Origin of the sequence: Streptomyces sp. NBC_00483, assembly GCF_036013745.1 — a bacterium.
Classification (GTDB): Bacteria; Actinomycetota; Actinomycetes; order Streptomycetales; family Streptomycetaceae; genus Streptomyces.
The window spans coordinates 2,134,867-2,152,134 of sequence record NZ_CP107880.1 but is presented as its reverse complement, the minus strand read 5'-3'; the positions used below and the strand labels follow the sequence as shown (position 1 = coordinate 2,152,134).

The following is a 17,268-nucleotide window of genomic DNA, read 5'->3' as shown; positions in this document are numbered from 1 at the left end:
GGCTCGGCCAGGGTGGGGTCGGTCAGCGTGGGGTGACCGGGGGTTCGGCCAGCGTGGGGTCGGTCAGCGTCGGTTCGTGGGGCGCGGCGGTGGCCGGTCCGCGCCGCCGCAGGTGCCGTACGTCCGGCACGAACAGCACCGCCGCCGTCGCCACGACCACGAGCGCCGAGCATCCCCACAGTGAGGCCGACCGGCCGAAGGCGGACTCCGCCGGGCCGGCGAGCGCGGTGGCCAGCGGCACCATCGCCACCGAGCCGAACCAGTCGTAGGCCGAGACGCGGGAGAGCTTCTCCTCGGGGATCTCCTGGTGCAGCGCGGTGATCCAGGAGACGCCGAATATCTCGATGGTGACGCCGCTGACGAACATCACGGCGATCAGCCAGCCGAGCGGCACGGGTACCGCGAGCGCCGCCGACGGCAGGGCGAGGGAGAACACGGAGAGCGTCGCCGCGAACAGCAGCCGCCGCGGCTTCCACCGCATCATCAGCAGTCCGCCGAGGATCGTGCCGACGCCGAACGAGCCGAGCGCGATGCCCCACGGCCCCGCCCCGCCCAGTTCGTCGCGCGCCACCAGCGGGCCGAACACCGACTCGGCCGCGCCCACCACCGCGACCACGACCGCGAACTGGGCGACGATCGTCCACAGCCACGGCCGGCCGATGACCTCCCGCCACCCGTCCCGCATGTCGGCGAGCAGTCCGCCGCCGGGCTCCCGCGGCGCGATGTGCCGCACGTCGAGGAACATCCGCAGCGCGCCCGCGACCAGGAATGCCACCGCGTCCACGGCGAGCACCCAGCCGGGTCCGAACGCCGCGACCATTGCCCCGCCGAGCGCGGCGCCACCCACACCCGCCCCGGACATCCCCATCCGGAACATGGCGAAGGCGCGGCTCGCCTGCTCCCCGGAGACGGAGGACATCAGCATGCCCTCGGCCGCGGGGTTGAAGAACGCCTGACCCGTGCCGCCGAGCGCGCTGAGCGCCATCATCTGCCACAGCTTCGGGTCGCCCTGGAGGACGAGCAGCGCGAACGCGCCCTGGGAGAGGAAGTTGAGGGCGTTCGCCGCGACCATCACACGGTGCCGCGGCAGCCGGTCGGCGACCGCGCCGCCCACCAGCAGGAAGACCACCAGGAACAGCGTGCGGGCCGCGGCCACCAGGCCCACGTCACCGCCGTCGCCGCCCGCGTCGAGCACGGCGAACGCCGAGGCGATCAGCGCGCCGTGCGCCCCCAGTGTCGTGACGACCGCCGAGACGGAGAGCAGCGTGTAGTTCCGCCCGGCCCATGCGGGGCGCAGGCGTGGACGCTTCGGTTCGGGGGCGGCGGCAGAGGTCACTGAGGGACTATCGCCGCCATGCCGCCGAATCGACAAACCGCTTCCCCGGACACCGGGTGATTGGTCGGCCGATGCCGGATATCTCCCGGTTGTCCACAAGGGTTCGAAGGGATGGTCAAGCTTGCTACCGACGGGTAACATTCGGGCATGAGCGCAGATCAGATGTCCATCGGCGAGATGCTCGCCGCCACGGTGCCGATGGCCCGCACCCTGAACCTCGAGTTCCACGAGACCACGCCCGAGAAGGCGGTCGTCGCGCTGCCCGACCAGGCCGACTACCACAATCACGTCGGCGGACCGCACGCCGGAGCGATGTTCACGCTCGGCGAGTCCGCGAGCGGCGCCATCGTGCTCGCCGCCTTCGGCGACCAGCTCTCGCGCGCCGTGCCGCTCGCCGTGAGCGCCGACATCGCGTACAAGAAGCTGGCGATGGGCCCGGTCACCGCCACCGCGACGCTCGGCCGTCCGGCCGCCGACGTGGTCGCCGAGCTCGACGCGGGCGAGCGCCCCGAGTTCCCGGTGACCATCGCGATCACGCGCCAGGACGGGGCCGTCACCGGCGAGATGACGGTGGTCTGGACGCTGCGCCCCAACGGCTGAGCGGGGTCCGTACCGCGAGGAAGGCACTGCCCGACGGGGTGGTGCCTTCTTTGTTTCTCGTTCAATCCGTTGACACGAGTCAACCTGGGTCATAGTTTCCGCTGCGCACGGATGCGGTGGTCGGGCGGAAGAGGTGGACGTGACATGAGACGCGGTCGAATACGCGTGGTGCTCGCGGCCGTGGTGGCGCTGGCCGCCGCGGCCCTGGTGCCGGCGCACGCCGCCGAACGGCCCGACGGCCCCCTGGCGCACACCGCGTCCGGCTGGGTGCGCGGTCAACACACCGGCGAGGGGCGGCAGTTCCTCAGCATCCCGTACGCCGCACCGCCCGTCGGCAAGCTGCGTTGGCGTGAGCCGCGCCCGGCGCAGTCCTGGCGGGGCGCGCGAGACGCCACCGACTTCTCCAACAGGTGCGTACAGGCGTCGAGTTGGGACCCCGGATACGGGGACCCGACGTACACGGAGGACTGCCTCGACCTGAACGTGTACGCGCCGGACGGTTCGGCGGGGCGGCCCGTCATGGTGTGGCTGCACGGCGGCGGGCTCACCGCGGGTGCGGGCGCCGACATCGTCCCCGACACCTTCGCGCGCCGCACCGGCACGGTCGTCGTCACCGTCAACTACCGCCTGGGAGCGATGGGTTTCCTGGCGGCGGCGGGCCTTGACGGCCAGACCTCCGACGGCGTCTCGGGCAACTTCGGCCTCCAGGACCAGCAGCTGGCCCTGCGCTGGGTGCGCGCCAACATCGGAAGCTTCGGCGGGGACCGGGACCGCGTGACGATCGCCGGCGAGTCCGCGGGCGGTCGCTCGGTGTGCACCCAGCTCGCGTCGCCGGGCGGGCGCGGCCTGTTCCGCGCCGGGATCATCGAGTCCGGGGCGTACGGGGACTGCGCGGCCCGCGCACACGGTGCGGCGGTCGCGGAGGGCGCGAAGTTCGCGGAGAAGGCCGGGTGCGGAGCGGCGGCGGACACGATGGCGTGCCTGCGTAACAAGTCCGCCAAGGAGATCCTCGACGCGCAGGCCGGATTCGACTGGGCGCCGGTGACCGGAGGCGACTTCCTGCCCGAGCAGCCGGCCGCCGCGATCACCGGGGGCCGCTCGGCGCATGTGCCCGTCCTCAACGGCGCCAACAAGGACGAGGGACGACTCTTCGCGTACGGCGCGTACGACGGCCAGGGCAAGCCGCTCACGGCCGAGGCCTACCCGAAGGCGCTCACGGACACATACGGGAAGGCGACGGGGGAGAAGGCGCTGCACGCCTACCCCCTCTCCGACTACGCGTCTCCCACCTACGCGTACGCCGCCGCCCAGGGCGACCAGCTCATGGCGTGCCCGGCGCTCCGGCTCGACCAGCGGCTTGCGAAGAGCAGGCCGCCCGTCTATGCGTACGAGTTCGCGGACCGCACCTCACCGCCGTTCGCGTCGATCAGGGAGGCGGGCAGGACGTTCGACTTCGGGGCCACGCACGTCAACGAGGTGCAGTACCTCTTCAAGCACTTCGGCCTCGACTCCCCGCTCAATACCGAACAGCGGGCGCTCGCCGACCGGATGGTGCAGTACTGGGGCTCCTTCATCAGAGGCGGCACCCCACGGGCCGACGGCGCGCCCGCCATGCCCGACCAGCGGCGGACACCCGGACACGTGCTGTCCCTGAAGACGTCGGGTGTGGGCGGGATCACCCTCTCCACGGACGTTCATCGCGAACATCACTGCACCTTGTGGGACGCGGCGGCGTCATAGGGAGCAGGTAGGCTGCCCGGCGTGCGCGTACCGGAGGGGAGCGCGCGCCGGGCACAGGCAGATCTTGGTGGGTACGGGAGGCGACGTCGATGCACGTCCAGGCATGGCTCGACACGATTCCGGCGGTCGCCGTCTACCTACTGGTGGCCGGAGTGATCGGCGTCGAAAGCCTCGGCATCCCGCTGCCCGGCGAGATCGTGCTCATCTCCGCGGCGCTGCTCTCCTCGCAGCACGGCGATGTCAACCCGATCATCCTCGGGGCCTGCGCCAGCGCGGGCGCCGTCGTCGGTGACTCCATCGGGTACGCGATCGGCCGCAAGGGCGGGCGCCCACTGCTCGCCAAGATGGGACGCAAGTTCCCCAAGCACTTCGGTCCCGGACATGTCGGTGCCGCCGAGCGGTCCTTCGAGAAGTGGGGCATGTGGGCCGTCTTCTTCGGCCGCTTCATCGCCCTGCTCCGCATCTTCGCCGGGCCGCTCGCGGGCGTCCTGCACATGCCGTACTGGAAGTTCCTCATCGCGAACGTCCTGGGCGGCGTGATCTGGGCCGGCGGCACGACCGCGGTCATCTACTACGTGGGCGTGGTCGCGGAGGACTGGCTCAAGAGGTTCTCGTACGTGGGCCTGGGCGTGGCCATCCTCATCGGCCTGGGATCCATGCTGATCGTGAAGCGGCGGACGGCGAAGATGGTGGCGGAGCATGAGGAGTCGGCGGAGCCCGAGCCCGTGAGCTGAGGTTCCGCCGCACCGCTCGGGGCTCTGCCCCAAACCCCGCTGGCTCTCGTCTAAGAGGGGGGCTCAAAGTGCCCGGTGCCTCTTCGCCAGCTCCACATAATGCGTCCCGTTGAGCGTGAGCATCTCTCGCTCCTCCGCGGACAGCTCACGCCGGACCTTCGCCGGGACGCCCGCGACCATTGAGCCGGGCGGAACCACCATCCCCTGCGGCACCAGCGCATTCGCCGCGACCAGCGAACCCGCCCCGATCACCGCGCCGTTGAGCACGGTCGCCCCCATCCCGATGAGGCAGTCGTCCTCCACGGTGCAGCCGTGCAGCACCGCGTTGTGGCCGACGGAGACGCGCTCGCCGATCGTCGCGGGGAACCCGAGGTCGACGTGCACCGTGCAGTTGTCCTGGATATTACTGTCCGCGCCGAGCGTGATCGGCTCGACCTCGGACCGCAGCACCGCGCCGTACCAGACGCTCGCGCCCGCGTGCAGCGTGACGTCGCCGATCACCACGGACGTCGGGGCGACGAACGCCTCCGGGTCCACCTTCGGTTCCTTGTCGCCGATGCCGGTGACGAGTGCCTCGTGGGACATGAGGTCTGTGCTCCCTACGTGTCGTACGTGTACGTGTCATGCCGTGTGTGTCATGCATGCGTCGCGCCAAGGGAAAGGTACCTGTGGGGCGAAGATCACAGGTCGGCGAGGTGGGGGTGGCAGATACGCGTGGGTAACGTGACGCCGTGCCGAAGACGCGGAACGACAAGGGTGGGCCAGCACACCGGCTCGTACAGGCCGGATGGCGCTGGGTGCAGCGCAAGGGCGCGGTCACCGCGCGGCAGTCCGGCGGACACCGGTTCGGCGCGATCGGGCACGGCACGAAGCTCGCGTTCCCCCAGGGCACGGTGTTCGGTGAGCCGTGGATCCGGCTGGGCGCGCACTGCATCATCGGGGAGCAAGTGACCCTGACCGCGGGCCTGATGCCGGACCTGGACCTCGGCCAGGACCCGATCCTGACCCTCGGCGACGGCGTCGTGATCGGCCGCGGCAGCCATGTCATCGCCGATACGACGGTGCGGATCGGCAGCGACGTCTACATGGGCCCGTACGTCTACATCACGTCCACGAACCATTCGTACGACGACCCGCACGAGCCCATCGGCAAGCAGTGGCCCCGGATGGAGCCGGTCGAGATCGGCCCCGGCTGCTGGATCGGCACCGGCGCCGTGATCCTGCCGGGCGCCCGCCTCGGCCGGAACGTGGTGGTCGCGGCCGGGGCCGTGGTCCGCGGCGACGTACCCGACCACGCCGTGGTCGCCGGTGCGCCCGCACGCGTCGTACGGAGCTGGGACGCGGAGTCAGGCTGGCAGCCGCCGCTCAGGACGCCGACGCCGCGGGCGATCCCCGAAGGGGTCACTCCGGACCAGCTGCTCGCTCTGTCCGAACTCGACGACGACGCCTGGGACACTGAACCCCGGACCAGATAGATGTAGCGAGCAATCAAGGAAGCCGTGGACACGAGCGAGACGAGAGAGACAGGCGGCGAAGCCGAGCCGGAGGCGTCCGGGGCGTCCGGGGCGTCCGGAGCGTCGGAGACGTCAGAGACGTCAGAGACGTCGGCGTCGGAGGCGTCGGAGGCCAAGCCGCGTGGCTGGCGCCGTTGGGCCATGGACACCCGGCCCCTGCGCATCCCCGCCTACCGCCGGCTGTGGTCCTCGACCATCGTCACGGCCGTCGGCAGCCAGCTGACCGCGGTCGCCGTGCCCAAGCAGATCTTCGACATCACCGGGTCCTCGGCCTGGGTCGGCGCCGCGAGCATGGCGGGGCTCGTGCCGCTCGTGGTGTTCGCGCTGTGGGGCGGCGCGATCGCCGACCACGTGGACCGGCGCAAGCTGCTTCTGATCACCAACAGCGGCATCGCCGTGACCTCGGTCCTGTTCTGGGTGCAGGCGATATCCGGGCTCGACTCGGTGGCCGTGCTGATGGTGCTGCTCGCGATGCAGCAGGCGTTCTGGGGCCTCAACGCGCCCGCCCGCAACGCGTCCATCGCGCGGCTCGTGCCCGAGAGCCAACTGGCCGCGGCCAACGCGCTCGGCTCGACGGTGATGCAGACCGGCCAGGTCGTCGGCCCGCTCCTCGCGGGTGTCCTCATCCCGGTCATCGGGCTGCCCGAGCTGTACCTGATCGACGCCGTCGCGCTGTGCGTCACCGTGTGGGCGGTGTACCGGCTGCCCGCGTTGCCGCCGCTCGGCACGCTCGTCAAGAAGCGGGCGGGCGTACGGGAGATCGTCGACGGCTTCCGCTACATGTCCACGCACAAGGTGCTGTTGCTGTCCTTCCTCGCGGACATCATCGCGATGGTGTTCGGCATGCCGCGTGCCCTGTTCCCGCAGCTCGCCGCGGAGACCTACGCGCCGTACGGGGAAGGGCTCGCGCTCGGGCTGCTGTTCGCGGCGATTCCGATCGGGGCGGTGGTCGGGGGCCTGTTCTCGGGGACGTTCTCGCGGGCGAAGCGGCACGGGTGGATGGTGATCGGGGCGATCGTGGCGTGGGGCCTCGCCATCACCGGGTTCGGGCTGAGCGGCAGCCTGTGGCTCGCGGTCGTCTTCCTCGCCGTGGCGGGGGTCGCCGACATGGTGTCCATGGTCTTCCGTGGGGCGATCCTGTTGTCGGCCGCGACGGACGAGATGCGGGGGCGGATGCAGGGGGTGTTCACGGTGGTCGTCGCGGGTGGCCCCCGCCTGGCGGACGTCCTCCACGGCTCCGCGGGCTCGACCTTCGGAGCGGGGTCGGCGGTGGCCGGGGGTGGGGTCCTGGTGGTCCTGGCGATGCTGGTCCTGGCTGTGGCGGCACCGGCGCTGCGGCGCTACCGCATCTGACCGGTCGTGGTCGGCGCCTGCGGTTTCGGGTGCGCGGCACCGGGGTTTTGGGCTGTGCCGTGGTTGGCGTCTGTGGTGACGGGTGCGCGGCATCGGTCCTTTGGGCCGTGCCGTGGTCGGCGTGTGCCGTGATGGTGTGCGGCACCGTTCTTTGCCCGGCTGCGCCGGTCCCCGCCTATCTCCCACCCGCCCGCCCCCTCCGGGGGCTTCGGCTGCCCGGGGTTGCGGGGCTTGCCGGGGTCGGTGACTGCGGTGAGGGGTGCGCGGCACCGGGGTCTTTGGGCCGTGCCGTGGTCGGCGTGTGCCGTGATGGTGTGCGGCACCGTTCTTTGCCCGGCTGCGCCGGTCCCCGCCTATCTCCCTCCCGCCCGCCCCCTCCGGGGGCTTCGGTTGCCCGGGGTTGGTGATGCCCATGGAGCGGTGCCGGGCCCGTGCCGTGGTCGGCGCCTGTCGTTCTCGTTGCGCGGCACCGTGCGCCGCCTTGCCCACCCTGCCGCCCCAGGCGGCGGATTGCCCGAGGCGGAGGCGGCTGACCGCCGGGGTGGGGAGCCGTGGTTGGTGGGGCGGAGTCGGCCGGGCCGGGTGGGAGCCGCTTGAGGGGGCAGTTTGCTCAAGGCGGGTGGTGGTTGCCCGCAACGGGTGGGGAGTTGGGCTTGGTGGTGGAGTGACCGAGGCGGGTGGTGACCCGCCGACCTGGCGCCCCCGGAGGGGGCGGGTGGGTGGGAGATGAGCGGGTGACGGCTTCAGGCGGCGGATGGCTCAGGCGCGAGCCGGGCTGGCGACGGGCGGGCCACATCAAGCCCGTGCGACGCGTGGGTCACATCAAGCCCGCGCGGAGGGTGGGCCAAATCAAGCCCCTGCGGCGATTGAGCAGCGGGGTCCGGGGCGGAGCCCGGTGGGTGTCACGCCGATACCGTGCTCGGTGGTGGGGCTGCCGCCCCGTGGGCGTAACGCCGGTACCGGTGCGGGGCGATGGGGCAGCCACCCGGTGAGTGTCACGCCGGTGCTGGTGCTCGGTGGTGGGGCTGCCCCCTGTGGGTGTCATGCCGGTGCGCGATGGGGGAGCCCCCCCCCGTGGGTGTCACGCCGGTACCGGTGCAGGCGCCCCGTAGGCGTAAGCACATCCGGCGGAAGTCAGCCCGTCGCCAACAGCACCGTTCCCACCAGCGCAAGCCCGGCGCCCGCCGCCTGCACCCCGCGGAGCCGTTCGCTGAGGACGCCGCGTGCCGCAAGTGCCGTAACCACCGGGTACAACGAGGCAAGTACGGCCGCCACCGTAACCGGCCCCTCCTGAGCGGCCAGCGCATACGTTCCGTTGGCGGCCACATCTGCCAACCCCACAAGGCCGAGCGCCACCAACGAGCCCTGGACGATCTGCCATCCCCCTTCCTCCGGCAGCACCCGCCCACCCCGCTTCGCGGACACGTACAACGCGCTCCCGCCCGCCACGACATTCGTCACCCGCTGCACGAACAGCGCGAGGAAGAGCCCGGTGACCGTGGTCGACGCCTCCGCGATCAGCGCCATCACCGCGCCGAAGCCGAACGCGGCGAGCAGCGTGAGCAGCACCGCCTGCCGCTGCACCGGCGCGCCCCTGAACTGGGGCCCGCCCGCGAGGACCACCCCCACCACGGCGACCAGGATCCCCGCGAACTGCAGCAGCCCCGGCCGCTCCCCGAGCACCAGCCCGACGCCGACCGGCACGGCGACGCCGATCGAGCCGAGCGGCGAGACGACGCCCATCGGCCCGAGGGCGAGCGCCTTGTAGAAGGCGAGCATGGCGACGGGCCCGACAAGCCCCGCGGCGACGGCGAACCACAACTGCGGTCCCGCTTCCGAGAAGGCACCCGTGGCGACCACGATCACTCCGAGCACGACCACGGCGATCACCTGCGAGACGACCACTACGGTGAGCGCCGGGATGCGTCGCGTCAGCAGCCCGCCGCCGAAGTCGGCCAAGCCCCACATGAGGCTCGTGGCCAGGGCGAAGAGTGCTGTCATGCCGGACCTCGCAGTACAGTTTGCTGGACGCTGTGGTGCACCACAGCGTAGTCCAATGAACTGAACGCTGTCATTCAAAATATTGACCCAGGGCCTCGAAGGTCCAAGACCTCGTAGGCCCTCAGCCCCCAGCCCCCAGCCCCCTGGCCCCCGACTCTGGACGGAACGTGGCGGATCTCGATCTCCTGAACCAGGCGCTCGCGCGCAACGTCAAGCACTGGCGGTCCGAGCGCGGCTTCACCCTCGACGCGCTCGCCGCCCGCGCGGCCGTCAGTCGCGGCATGCTCATCCAGATCGAGCAGGCCCGCACTAACCCCAGCATCGGCACCGTCGTCAAGATCGGCGATGCCCTCGGCGTCAGCATCACCACGCTTCTCGACTACGAACAGGGCCCCAACGTCCGGATCGTGACGGAGGATCAGGCCGTACGCCTGTGGCACACGGACGCCGGCAGCTACAACCGGCTGCTCGCCGGGACCGAGTCCCAGGGGCCGCTCGAGATGTGGGACTGGCGGCTCGTGCCCGGCGACGGCAGCGACTCCGACCCGCACCCGCAGGGCACCATCGAACTGGTCCATGTCACGGCGGGCGAGCTGACCCTCGTCGTGGACGGCACCCCGCACGCGGTGCCCGCGAGGGCGAGCGTCTCGTTCGAGGCGGGCACCGCGCACTCCTACCGCAACGACGGGACCGAGGACGTCGAGATGATCATGGCCGTATCGGTGCCTTTCGTACGCTGAGACACCCCGTTGGCGCCCGGGCGGCGGCTGTTAGCGTGCCGCCATGCGCGCACCCATCGGCACCTTCGACCATGTACTCGCCGCCCCCGAGGCCCTCGACCTGCTCACCCGGCCCGTCGCCGACGCCGTACGCAACTGGCGCGGCACCGTGCCCGCGCAGGACCTGATCCACGTCGACACCGACCCCGAGTGGGCCGACACCGCGACGTTCGTCGAGCACTACGGCCCCGATCTGCTCGACGCGTCCGCGAACTGCGTCGTCGTCGCGGGCAAGCGCGGTGGCGAGACCACCCTCGCGGCCTGCGTCGTGCTGTCCGCGACGAAGGTCGACGTCAACGGCGCGGTGCGTCGCCAACTGGGCGCCCGCAAGGCCTCGTTCGCCCCGATGGACACCGCGACCGGCGAGTCCGGCATGGAGTACGGCGGCATCACGCCGATCGGCCTGCCCGCCGACTGGCCGGTCCTCGTGGACGCCGCCGTCGTCGACCTCCCGCACGTCCTCATCGGCAGCGGCACCCGCCGCGGCAAGCTGATCGTCCCGGGCAAGGCCCTGTCCGAACTGCCGGGAGCCGTGGTGGTGGAGGGGCTGGGCGTCGCGGTCTGACGCGCCGCACCCCCCGGTCACCCCCGCCGCGCCGCCCCCGTACTCTCCCGCACCACCAACCTCGTCGGTACCAACGTCGTCCCCCGCTCCGCCTCGCTCTCCCGTACCTGGCGCAGCGCGCTCTGAACGCAGCGGCGGCCGACCTCGGCGAAGTCCTGGTGGACCGTGGTGAGCGGGGGCTGGAACGAGCCCGAGTCCGGGATGTCGTCGAAGCCGATGACCGAGACGTCCTCGGGGACCTTGCGGCCGCGCTCCTCCAGGGCCCGCAGCAGGCCGAGCGCCATCTGGTCGTTCGCCGCGAACACCGCGGTGCAGTCGTCCTGTTCGGCGAGGCGCAGGCCCGCGCGGTAGCCGGACTCGGCCGACCAGTCGCCCCGTACCGGCGGTGGCACGGCGCGGCCCGCGGCCTCAAGTGCCGTACGCCAGGCGTCCGTTCGGCGCTGCGCCGCGTACGACTCGGAGGGGCCCGCCAGGTGCCAGACCGTGCGGTGGCCGAGGTCGAGGAGGTGGCGCACCGCGTCGCGTGTGCCGCCCGCCTGGTCCGTGTCCACCACCGCGTAACGGTCGCCGGCGTCGGAGTCGGCGACCACGACCTTGACGTGCGGCGGCAGCGACAGGCGTGCCGAGTCGAGTAGATGGACCTCCATGATGACGATGACCGCGTCCACCGCCAGCTCGCCGAGGCGTGAGAACGCGCCGCGCAGTTCGTCCTGCGTGGGCACCGCGACCGGTAGCAGCGTGACCGCGTAGCCCTCCTGCGCGGCGGAGGTGGCGATGGCCTCGAGCGTGCGCATGTTGCCCGTCGTGGACAGCGTGAACGTGATGACGCCGATGGTGCGGAAGTCGCCCCGCTTCAGCGCCCGCGCCGCGCTGTTGGGGCGGTAGCCGAGCTCCTTCATCGCCGCGCGGACCCGCTCGCGCGTCTCCTCGTTGACACCGGGGAAGCCGTTCGAGACGCGGGAGACCGTCTGGGACGAGACGCCGGCGACCCGGGCGACGTCGGCCATCGACGCGTTCTGCGTGCGGCGCCTGCCGTGCTGCGGGGCGCTCTCCTGGGTTGTCACCGTGTCCCTCACCGACTCTTGACCGTGCTCCTCGGGGCAGTGTAGACATGCCGCCACCGAATGTTTACGCAAACATAACAGCTGTCGGACCCTTCATTGCCAGGGATGTTTACGCAAACATCGGACCCGTGACGCACGGCTGGACCGCATGGACGAGTGAGGGGCGCCAGATGACCACGCTGCAACCGCCGGTCGCCTTGAGGAGGCGCCGCTCATGGACGGGCTGGGGGTTCATCGGCCCCTTCGTGCTCGTCTTCGCCCTGGTCTTCCTCGCGCCGCTCGCCTACTCGGTCTACCTGAGTCTGTTCCGTACACAACTCATCGGCGGCACCACCTTCGTGGGCCTGGACAACTACCAACAGGCCCTCCAGGACGGCCAGTTCTGGGACGGAGTCCTCCGTGTCGGCCTGTTCCTGCTGATCCAGGTGCCGATCATGCTGGGCATCGCCCTGCTCGTCGCCCTCGCGATCGACAGCGGACGCCTCTTCGGCAAGGACTTCTTCCGGATCACCGTCTTCCTGCCCTACGCGGTCCCCGCCGTCGTCGCGACCCTCATGTGGGGCTTCATGTACGGCACCCGTTACGGCCTGGTCGGTGACCTCAACGACGCGTTCGGCACGAAGCTGCCCGACCCGCTCTCCGCCGACCTGGTCCTCGCCTCCCTCGGCAACATCGTGACCTGGGAGTTCGTCGGCTACAACATGCTGATCTTCTTCGCCGCGCTGCGCGTCGTACCGCACTCGCTGTACGAGGCGGCCGAGATCGACGGGGCCGGACAGTGGCGCGTCATCACGGCCATCAAGCTCCCTGCGATCCGCGGCGCCCTCGTCATCGCCACGATCTTCTCGATCATCGGCAGCTTCCAGCTCTTCAACGAGCCCGCCATCCTCCAGAAGCTCGCGCCGAACGCGATCACCACCGACTACACCCCGAACTACTACACGTACTCGCTGTCCTTCGCGGGTCAGCAGCAGAACTACTCCGCGACGGTCGCCATCGTGATGGGCGTGATCACGATGATCGTCGCCTACGTGGTCCAGCTGCGCGGCATGCGCAAGGGAGCGTGAGCGCGATGACCACCACCACCGGGCCCGTACGGCCGACCGCATCGCTCAAGTCCACCGCCCCGCGCCTGCGCACCGTCCGGCGGCGCACCACGGGGCGCCCCCGGCGCAGCGTTCTGCTGACCGTGCTCACCGGTGTCGTCCTCGTCTACAGCCTGCTGCCCCTGGTGTGGCTCCTGATCAGTGCCACCAAGTCCCAGCAGGGCCTGGCCCGTTCGTTCGGCCTGTGGTTCGACTCGGACTTCGACCTCTGGCACAACATCGGCGTGACCTTCACGTACCAGGACGGCGTCTTCGGCCGCTGGCTCCTCAACACCCTTATGTACGTGGTGGTGGGCGCGGGCGGAGCCACCTTCCTGGCGGTCCTCGGCGGGTACGCGCTGGCCAAGTTCGCCTTCCCGGGCAAGCGTGCCGTGTTCGCCGTCGTCATCGGGGCGGTCGCGGTGCCGGGCACGGCGCTCGCCGTCCCCACGTTCCTGATGTTCAGCAAGATGGGGCTCACCGACACCCCGTGGGCCGTCATCATCCCGTCGCTGATCTCGCCGTTCGGGCTCTATCTGATGTGGGTGTTCGCCACCGAGGCGATCCCCACCGAACTGATGGAGGCCGCCCGGATCGACGGCGCGAGCGAGCTGCGCACCTTCTTCACGGTCGCGCTGCCGCTGCTCGCGCCCGGCACCGTCACCGTCCTGCTCTTCACCACGGTCGCGACCTGGAACAACTACTTCCTGCCGCTGATCATGCTGAAGGACCCCGACTGGTACCCGCTCACGCTCGGCCTCGACTCCTGGAACAAGCAGGCGCAGACGGCCGGCGGCGAGGCCATTCCCCATCTCGTGCTCACCGGTTCGCTGCTCACCATCGTGCCGCTGATCGCCGCCTTCCTGCTGCTCCAGAAGTACTGGCAGTCGGGTCTCTCCGCCGGAAGCGTCAAGGAGTAGGCGCGGCAGGGCGGTTCACCCCTCGCACACCCTCTGTAGGACCACGAAGAGCTCTGTAGGACCACGAAGAAGTGGAAGCCATCGCCATGCCCCAGCACTCCCGCCGCGTCCTGCGCGGCATAGGTCTCCTCTGCGCCCTCGCCCTCGGGGCCACCGCCTGCGGCGGCTCCGACGACGGCAACTCCGGTGACAAGAAGGTGGGTTCGGCCGACATCAAGTCGGCCCTGAAGAAGGGCGGCACCGTCACGGTGTGGGCGTGGGAGCCCACCCTGAAGCAGGTCGCCGCCGACTTCGAGAAGAAGTACCCGAAGGTCGACATCAAGCTGGTCAACGCGGGCACCAACAACGACCAGTACAAGGCCCTGTCGAACGCGATCTCGGCGAAGAAGGGCGTCCCGGACGTCGCGCAGATCGAGTACTACGCGCTCGGCCAGTACGCCCTGACGAAGCAGATCACCGACCTCAAGGCCTACGGCGCCGAGAAGCTGGCGGACTCGTACTCGCCGGGTCCGTGGAACTCGGTGAAGTCCGGCGACGGTGGCGGTGTCTACGGATTGCCCATGGACTCGGGTCCGATGGCGCTCTTCTACAACAAGAAGGTCTTCGACAAGTACAAGATCGCCGTCCCGACCACCTGGGACGAGTACGTCGAGGCGGCCCGCAAGCTGCACAAGGCCGACCCGAAGGCGTACATCACCAGCGACGTCGGCGACGCGGGCCTGACCACCAGCCTGCTGTGGCAGGCCGGTTCGCACCCGTACAAGGTGAACGGCACCAAGGTCGGCATCGACTTCACCGACGCGGGCGCGAAGAAGTACACCGACACCTGGCAGAAGCTGATCGACGACAAGCTCGTCGCGCCGGTCACCGGCTGGACCGACGACTGGTACAAGGGCCTCGGCGACGGCACCATCGCCACGCTGCCCACCGGCGCCTGGATGCCCGCCAACTTCGCCTCCGGCGTGAAGGGCGCGTCCGGCGACTGGCGCGTCGCCCCCATGCCGCAGTGGGAGAAGGGCGCGACCGCGAGCTCCGAGAACGGCGGCAGCTCGCTCGCGCTGCCCGAGCTCGGCAAGAACAAGGAGCTCGCGTACGCCTTCGTCGAGTACGCCAACTCCGGTGTGGGCGTGGGGACCCGCATCAAGAACGGCGCGTTCCCCGCGACGACGAAGGACCTGAACTCCTCGTCGTTCCAGAACACCGAGTTCCCGTACTTCGGCGGCCAGAAGGCCAACAAGATCTTCGCCGAGTCCGCGAAGAGCGTGCCCACCGACTGGAAGTACCTGCCGTTCCAGGTGTACGCCAACTCGATCTTCAACGACACCGTCGGCAAGGCCTACGTCTCCTCGACCAAGCTCCCCGCAGGCCTCAAGTCCTGGCAGGACGCGTCCGCCAAGTACGGCACCGACCAGGGCTTCACCGTCGAGAAGTAGCCCGCCCCGCCACAAGCCCGCATTCCTGGAAGGACGTTCATGGTCGCCCCCCTCTCCTCCCGTTTCCCGTACGCGAAGGGCTCGGACGGCAGCCGGCGCCTCGGCTACGGCGCCGACTACAACCCCGAGCAGTGGTCGCGGGAGGTGTGGGCGGACGACATCCGGCTGATGCGGGAGGCCGGGGTGAACGTCGTCTCCCTCGCCATCTTCTCCTGGGCGCGGCTCCAACCCACCGCCGACAGCTGGGACTTCGGCTGGCTCGACGAGATCATGGACCGGCTGCACGCGGGCGGCATCGGCGTCGACCTGGCCACCGCCACCGCGTCACCGCCGCCGTGGCTGACCGCCGCGCACCCGGAGATCCTTCCGGTGACCGCGAGCGGCGAGACACTGTGGCCGGGCGCCCGCCAGCACTGGCGGCCCACCTCGCCCGTCTTCCGTGAGCACGCGCTGCGTCTGGTGCGCAAGCTCGCCGCCCGCTACGCCGACCACCCGGCGCTCGTCGCCTGGCACGTCAACAACGAGCTGGGCTGCCACAACGTCTACGACCACTCCGACGACGCGGCCCGCGCGTTCCGGGCCTGGCTGCGCCGCCGCTACACCACGCTCGAAGCCCTCAACGACGCCTGGGGGACAGCGTTCTGGTCGCAGCGCTACAGCGACTGGGAGCAGCTGCTGCCGCCGCGGCTCGCCGCCTCGCACCCGAACCCGACCCAGCAGCTGGACTTCAAGCGGTTCTCCTCCGACGCGCTCAAGGATCATCTGCTGGCCGAGCGCGAGATCCTGCGCGAGTTGAGCCCGGAGACGCCCGTCACCACCAACTTCATGGTGATGCCCGGCACCAAGGGCATGGACTACGCGGACTGGGCGGGCGAGGTCGACTTCGTCGCCAACGACCACTACGTCATCCCCGGCCCCCAGGACCGCGACGAGCTCTCCTTCTCCGCCAACCTCACCAGCGGGATCGCGGGCCACCGGCCCTGGTTCCTGATGGAGCACTCCACCAGCGCCGTGAACTGGCAGCCCGTCAATCTACCGAAGAAACCGGGGGAGTTGGCCCGGGACTCGCTGCTGCACGTGGCGCACGGCGCCGACGCCGTCTGCTTCTTCCAGTGGCGGCAGTCGGCGGCGGGCGCCGAGAAGTACCACTCGGCGATGCTCCCGCACGCCGGAGCCGACAGCGAACTCTTCCGCTCCGTCGTCGAGTTGGGCGGCACCCTCGAAGCGCTCGCCCCGATCGCCGGCAGCGCGCGCGAACCCGCCCGTGTCGCGATCCTCTTCGACTGGGACTCGTGGTGGACGAGCGAGCAGGACTCCCACCCGTCCTCCCGCCTCGACTACCACCGCGAGGCCCTCGACTGGTACTCGGCACTCCTGCGCCTCGGGATCCGCGCCGACGTGGTGCCCGCGCACCACACCGACCTGTCCACGTACGACGTCGTCATCGCGTCCGTCCTGCACGTGGTGCCGCAGCCGCTCGCCAAGGAGCTGACCCGGTACGTCGAGGGCGGCGGCCACCTCGTCACCACGTACTTCTCCGCGATCGTCGACGAGAACGACCACGTGTGGCTCGGCGGCTACCCCGGCGCCCTGCGCGACGTCCTCGGCATCCGCATCGAGGAGTTCGGGCCGCTCCTCGACGGTGACACCGTCGACCTGGACAACGGCACCACCGGCAGCCTGTGGACCGACCGGATCTCCGTCGCCGGCACGGACGTCGAGGTCCTCGCCGGCTACCGGACAGGCACGTACGCGTGCCGCCCCGCCGTCACCCGGCGCGGTACAGGGCGAGGCTCGGCCGCGTACGTCTCCACCCGCCTCGGCGTCGAGGGGCTCACCGCGCTGCTGCCCGAGCTGCTCGCGCCGGCCGAGGTGGGCAGTGAACTCCCGGAGCAGGCAAGGGGGTTGGTCGAGCAGATCGTGCGACGGGATGCCGAGCACCGCTATGTCTTCCTGGTCAACCGGAGCGACGAGCAGGTGCCGCTGCCGGGCCTGACCGGAGACGTGCTGGTCGGGCCCGCGGCCGAGGACGACGTGCTGGTCCTGGCGCCCCGCCAGGTCGCCGTCCTGAGGCAGCCCGCCACCTCCTAGCACCACCACGTACCACCAGCGTTCGGCACCACCAACACCCCGCTCACACAACG

15 protein-coding genes are annotated in these 17,268 nt (G+C 70.5%); 11 read left to right on the top strand and 4 right to left on the bottom strand.

Going from position 1 to position 17,268, the window contains the following annotated elements; genetic code table 11:
* Positions 1–22 precede the first annotated feature (22 nt).
* Complete coding sequence (locus OHA73_RS09315; RefSeq protein WP_266722134.1) at positions 23–1,336, bottom strand: MFS transporter; 1,314 nt, start codon at positions 1,334–1,336, stop codon at positions 23–25.
* Between the two features lie 147 nt (positions 1,337–1,483).
* Between OHA73_RS09315 and OHA73_RS09310 the strand changes: the two genes are divergently transcribed.
* The 3 genes from OHA73_RS09310 to OHA73_RS09300 all read left to right on the top strand — a co-directional run bounded on the left by OHA73_RS09310 (position 1,484) and on the right by OHA73_RS09300 (position 4,410).
* Entirely contained in the window at positions 1,484–1,936 is a 453-nt protein-coding gene (locus tag OHA73_RS09310) for a DUF4442 domain-containing protein (protein ID WP_266722135.1), read from the top strand.
* A 144-nt stretch (positions 1,937–2,080) separates the two neighbouring features.
* Positions 2,081–3,676 (top strand): carboxylesterase/lipase family protein, encoded by a 1,596-nt coding sequence (locus OHA73_RS09305; RefSeq protein ID WP_327654829.1) that lies wholly within the window; start codon positions 2,081–2,083, stop codon positions 3,674–3,676.
* Positions 3,677–3,765: 89 nt separating this feature from the next.
* Positions 3,766–4,410, top strand: a complete 645-nt coding sequence (locus tag OHA73_RS09300; RefSeq protein WP_266722137.1) for a DedA family protein — start codon at positions 3,766–3,768, stop codon at positions 4,408–4,410.
* Between the two features lie 63 nt (positions 4,411–4,473).
* On the opposite strand, the gene OHA73_RS09295 is transcribed toward OHA73_RS09300, so the two are convergent.
* A complete protein-coding gene (locus tag OHA73_RS09295) occupies positions 4,474–4,995 on the bottom strand; it encodes a gamma carbonic anhydrase family protein (protein ID WP_266722138.1) in 522 nt (173 codons plus the stop codon).
* 146 nt (positions 4,996–5,141) lie between these two features.
* On the opposite strand from OHA73_RS09295, the gene OHA73_RS09290 reads away from it, so the two are divergent.
* A complete protein-coding gene (locus tag OHA73_RS09290) occupies positions 5,142–5,885 on the top strand; it encodes an acyltransferase (protein WP_327654828.1) in 744 nt (247 codons plus the stop codon).
* A 24-nt stretch (positions 5,886–5,909) separates the two neighbouring features.
* On the top strand, positions 5,910–7,277 hold the full coding sequence (locus tag OHA73_RS09285; RefSeq protein ID WP_327654827.1) for an MFS transporter: 1,368 nt from the start codon (positions 5,910–5,912) through the stop codon (positions 7,275–7,277).
* Between the two features lie 1,134 nt (positions 7,278–8,411).
* On the opposite strand, the gene OHA73_RS09280 is transcribed toward OHA73_RS09285, so the two are convergent.
* Complete coding sequence (locus OHA73_RS09280; RefSeq protein WP_327654826.1) at positions 8,412–9,278, bottom strand: DMT family transporter; 867 nt, start codon at positions 9,276–9,278, stop codon at positions 8,412–8,414.
* A gap of 167 nt (positions 9,279–9,445) precedes the next feature.
* Between OHA73_RS09280 and OHA73_RS09275 the strand changes: the two genes are divergently transcribed.
* Both OHA73_RS09275 and OHA73_RS09270 read left to right on the top strand, forming a co-directional pair.
* Positions 9,446–10,018 (top strand): helix-turn-helix domain-containing protein, encoded by a 573-nt coding sequence (locus tag OHA73_RS09275; RefSeq protein WP_327654825.1) that lies wholly within the window; start codon positions 9,446–9,448, stop codon positions 10,016–10,018.
* Between the two features lie 43 nt (positions 10,019–10,061).
* Positions 10,062–10,622 (top strand): YbaK/EbsC family protein, encoded by a 561-nt coding sequence (locus tag OHA73_RS09270; protein ID WP_327654824.1) that lies wholly within the window; start codon positions 10,062–10,064, stop codon positions 10,620–10,622.
* 17 nt (positions 10,623–10,639) lie between these two features.
* Here OHA73_RS09270 and OHA73_RS09265 read toward each other — a convergent pair whose 3' ends face one another.
* Entirely contained in the window at positions 10,640–11,629 is a 990-nt protein-coding gene (locus OHA73_RS09265) for a LacI family DNA-binding transcriptional regulator (RefSeq protein ID WP_327658439.1), read from the bottom strand.
* A gap of 227 nt (positions 11,630–11,856) precedes the next feature.
* Between OHA73_RS09265 and OHA73_RS09260 the strand changes: the two genes are divergently transcribed.
* From OHA73_RS09260 to OHA73_RS09245, 4 genes are all read left to right on the top strand, one after another.
* On the top strand, positions 11,857–12,753 hold the full coding sequence (locus OHA73_RS09260; RefSeq protein ID WP_266722144.1) for a carbohydrate ABC transporter permease: 897 nt from the start codon (positions 11,857–11,859) through the stop codon (positions 12,751–12,753).
* Between the two features lie 5 nt (positions 12,754–12,758).
* Complete coding sequence (locus tag OHA73_RS09255; RefSeq protein WP_266722145.1) at positions 12,759–13,691, top strand: carbohydrate ABC transporter permease; 933 nt, start codon at positions 12,759–12,761, stop codon at positions 13,689–13,691.
* A gap of 86 nt (positions 13,692–13,777) precedes the next feature.
* Positions 13,778–15,124: an ABC transporter substrate-binding protein gene (locus OHA73_RS09250; protein ID WP_327654823.1), complete on the top strand. Its 1,347-nt coding sequence runs from the start codon at positions 13,778–13,780 to the stop codon at positions 15,122–15,124.
* Between the two features lie 39 nt (positions 15,125–15,163).
* Positions 15,164–17,215 (top strand): beta-galactosidase, encoded by a 2,052-nt coding sequence (locus OHA73_RS09245; protein ID WP_327654822.1) that lies wholly within the window; start codon positions 15,164–15,166, stop codon positions 17,213–17,215.
* Positions 17,216–17,268: the final 53 nt, after the last annotated feature.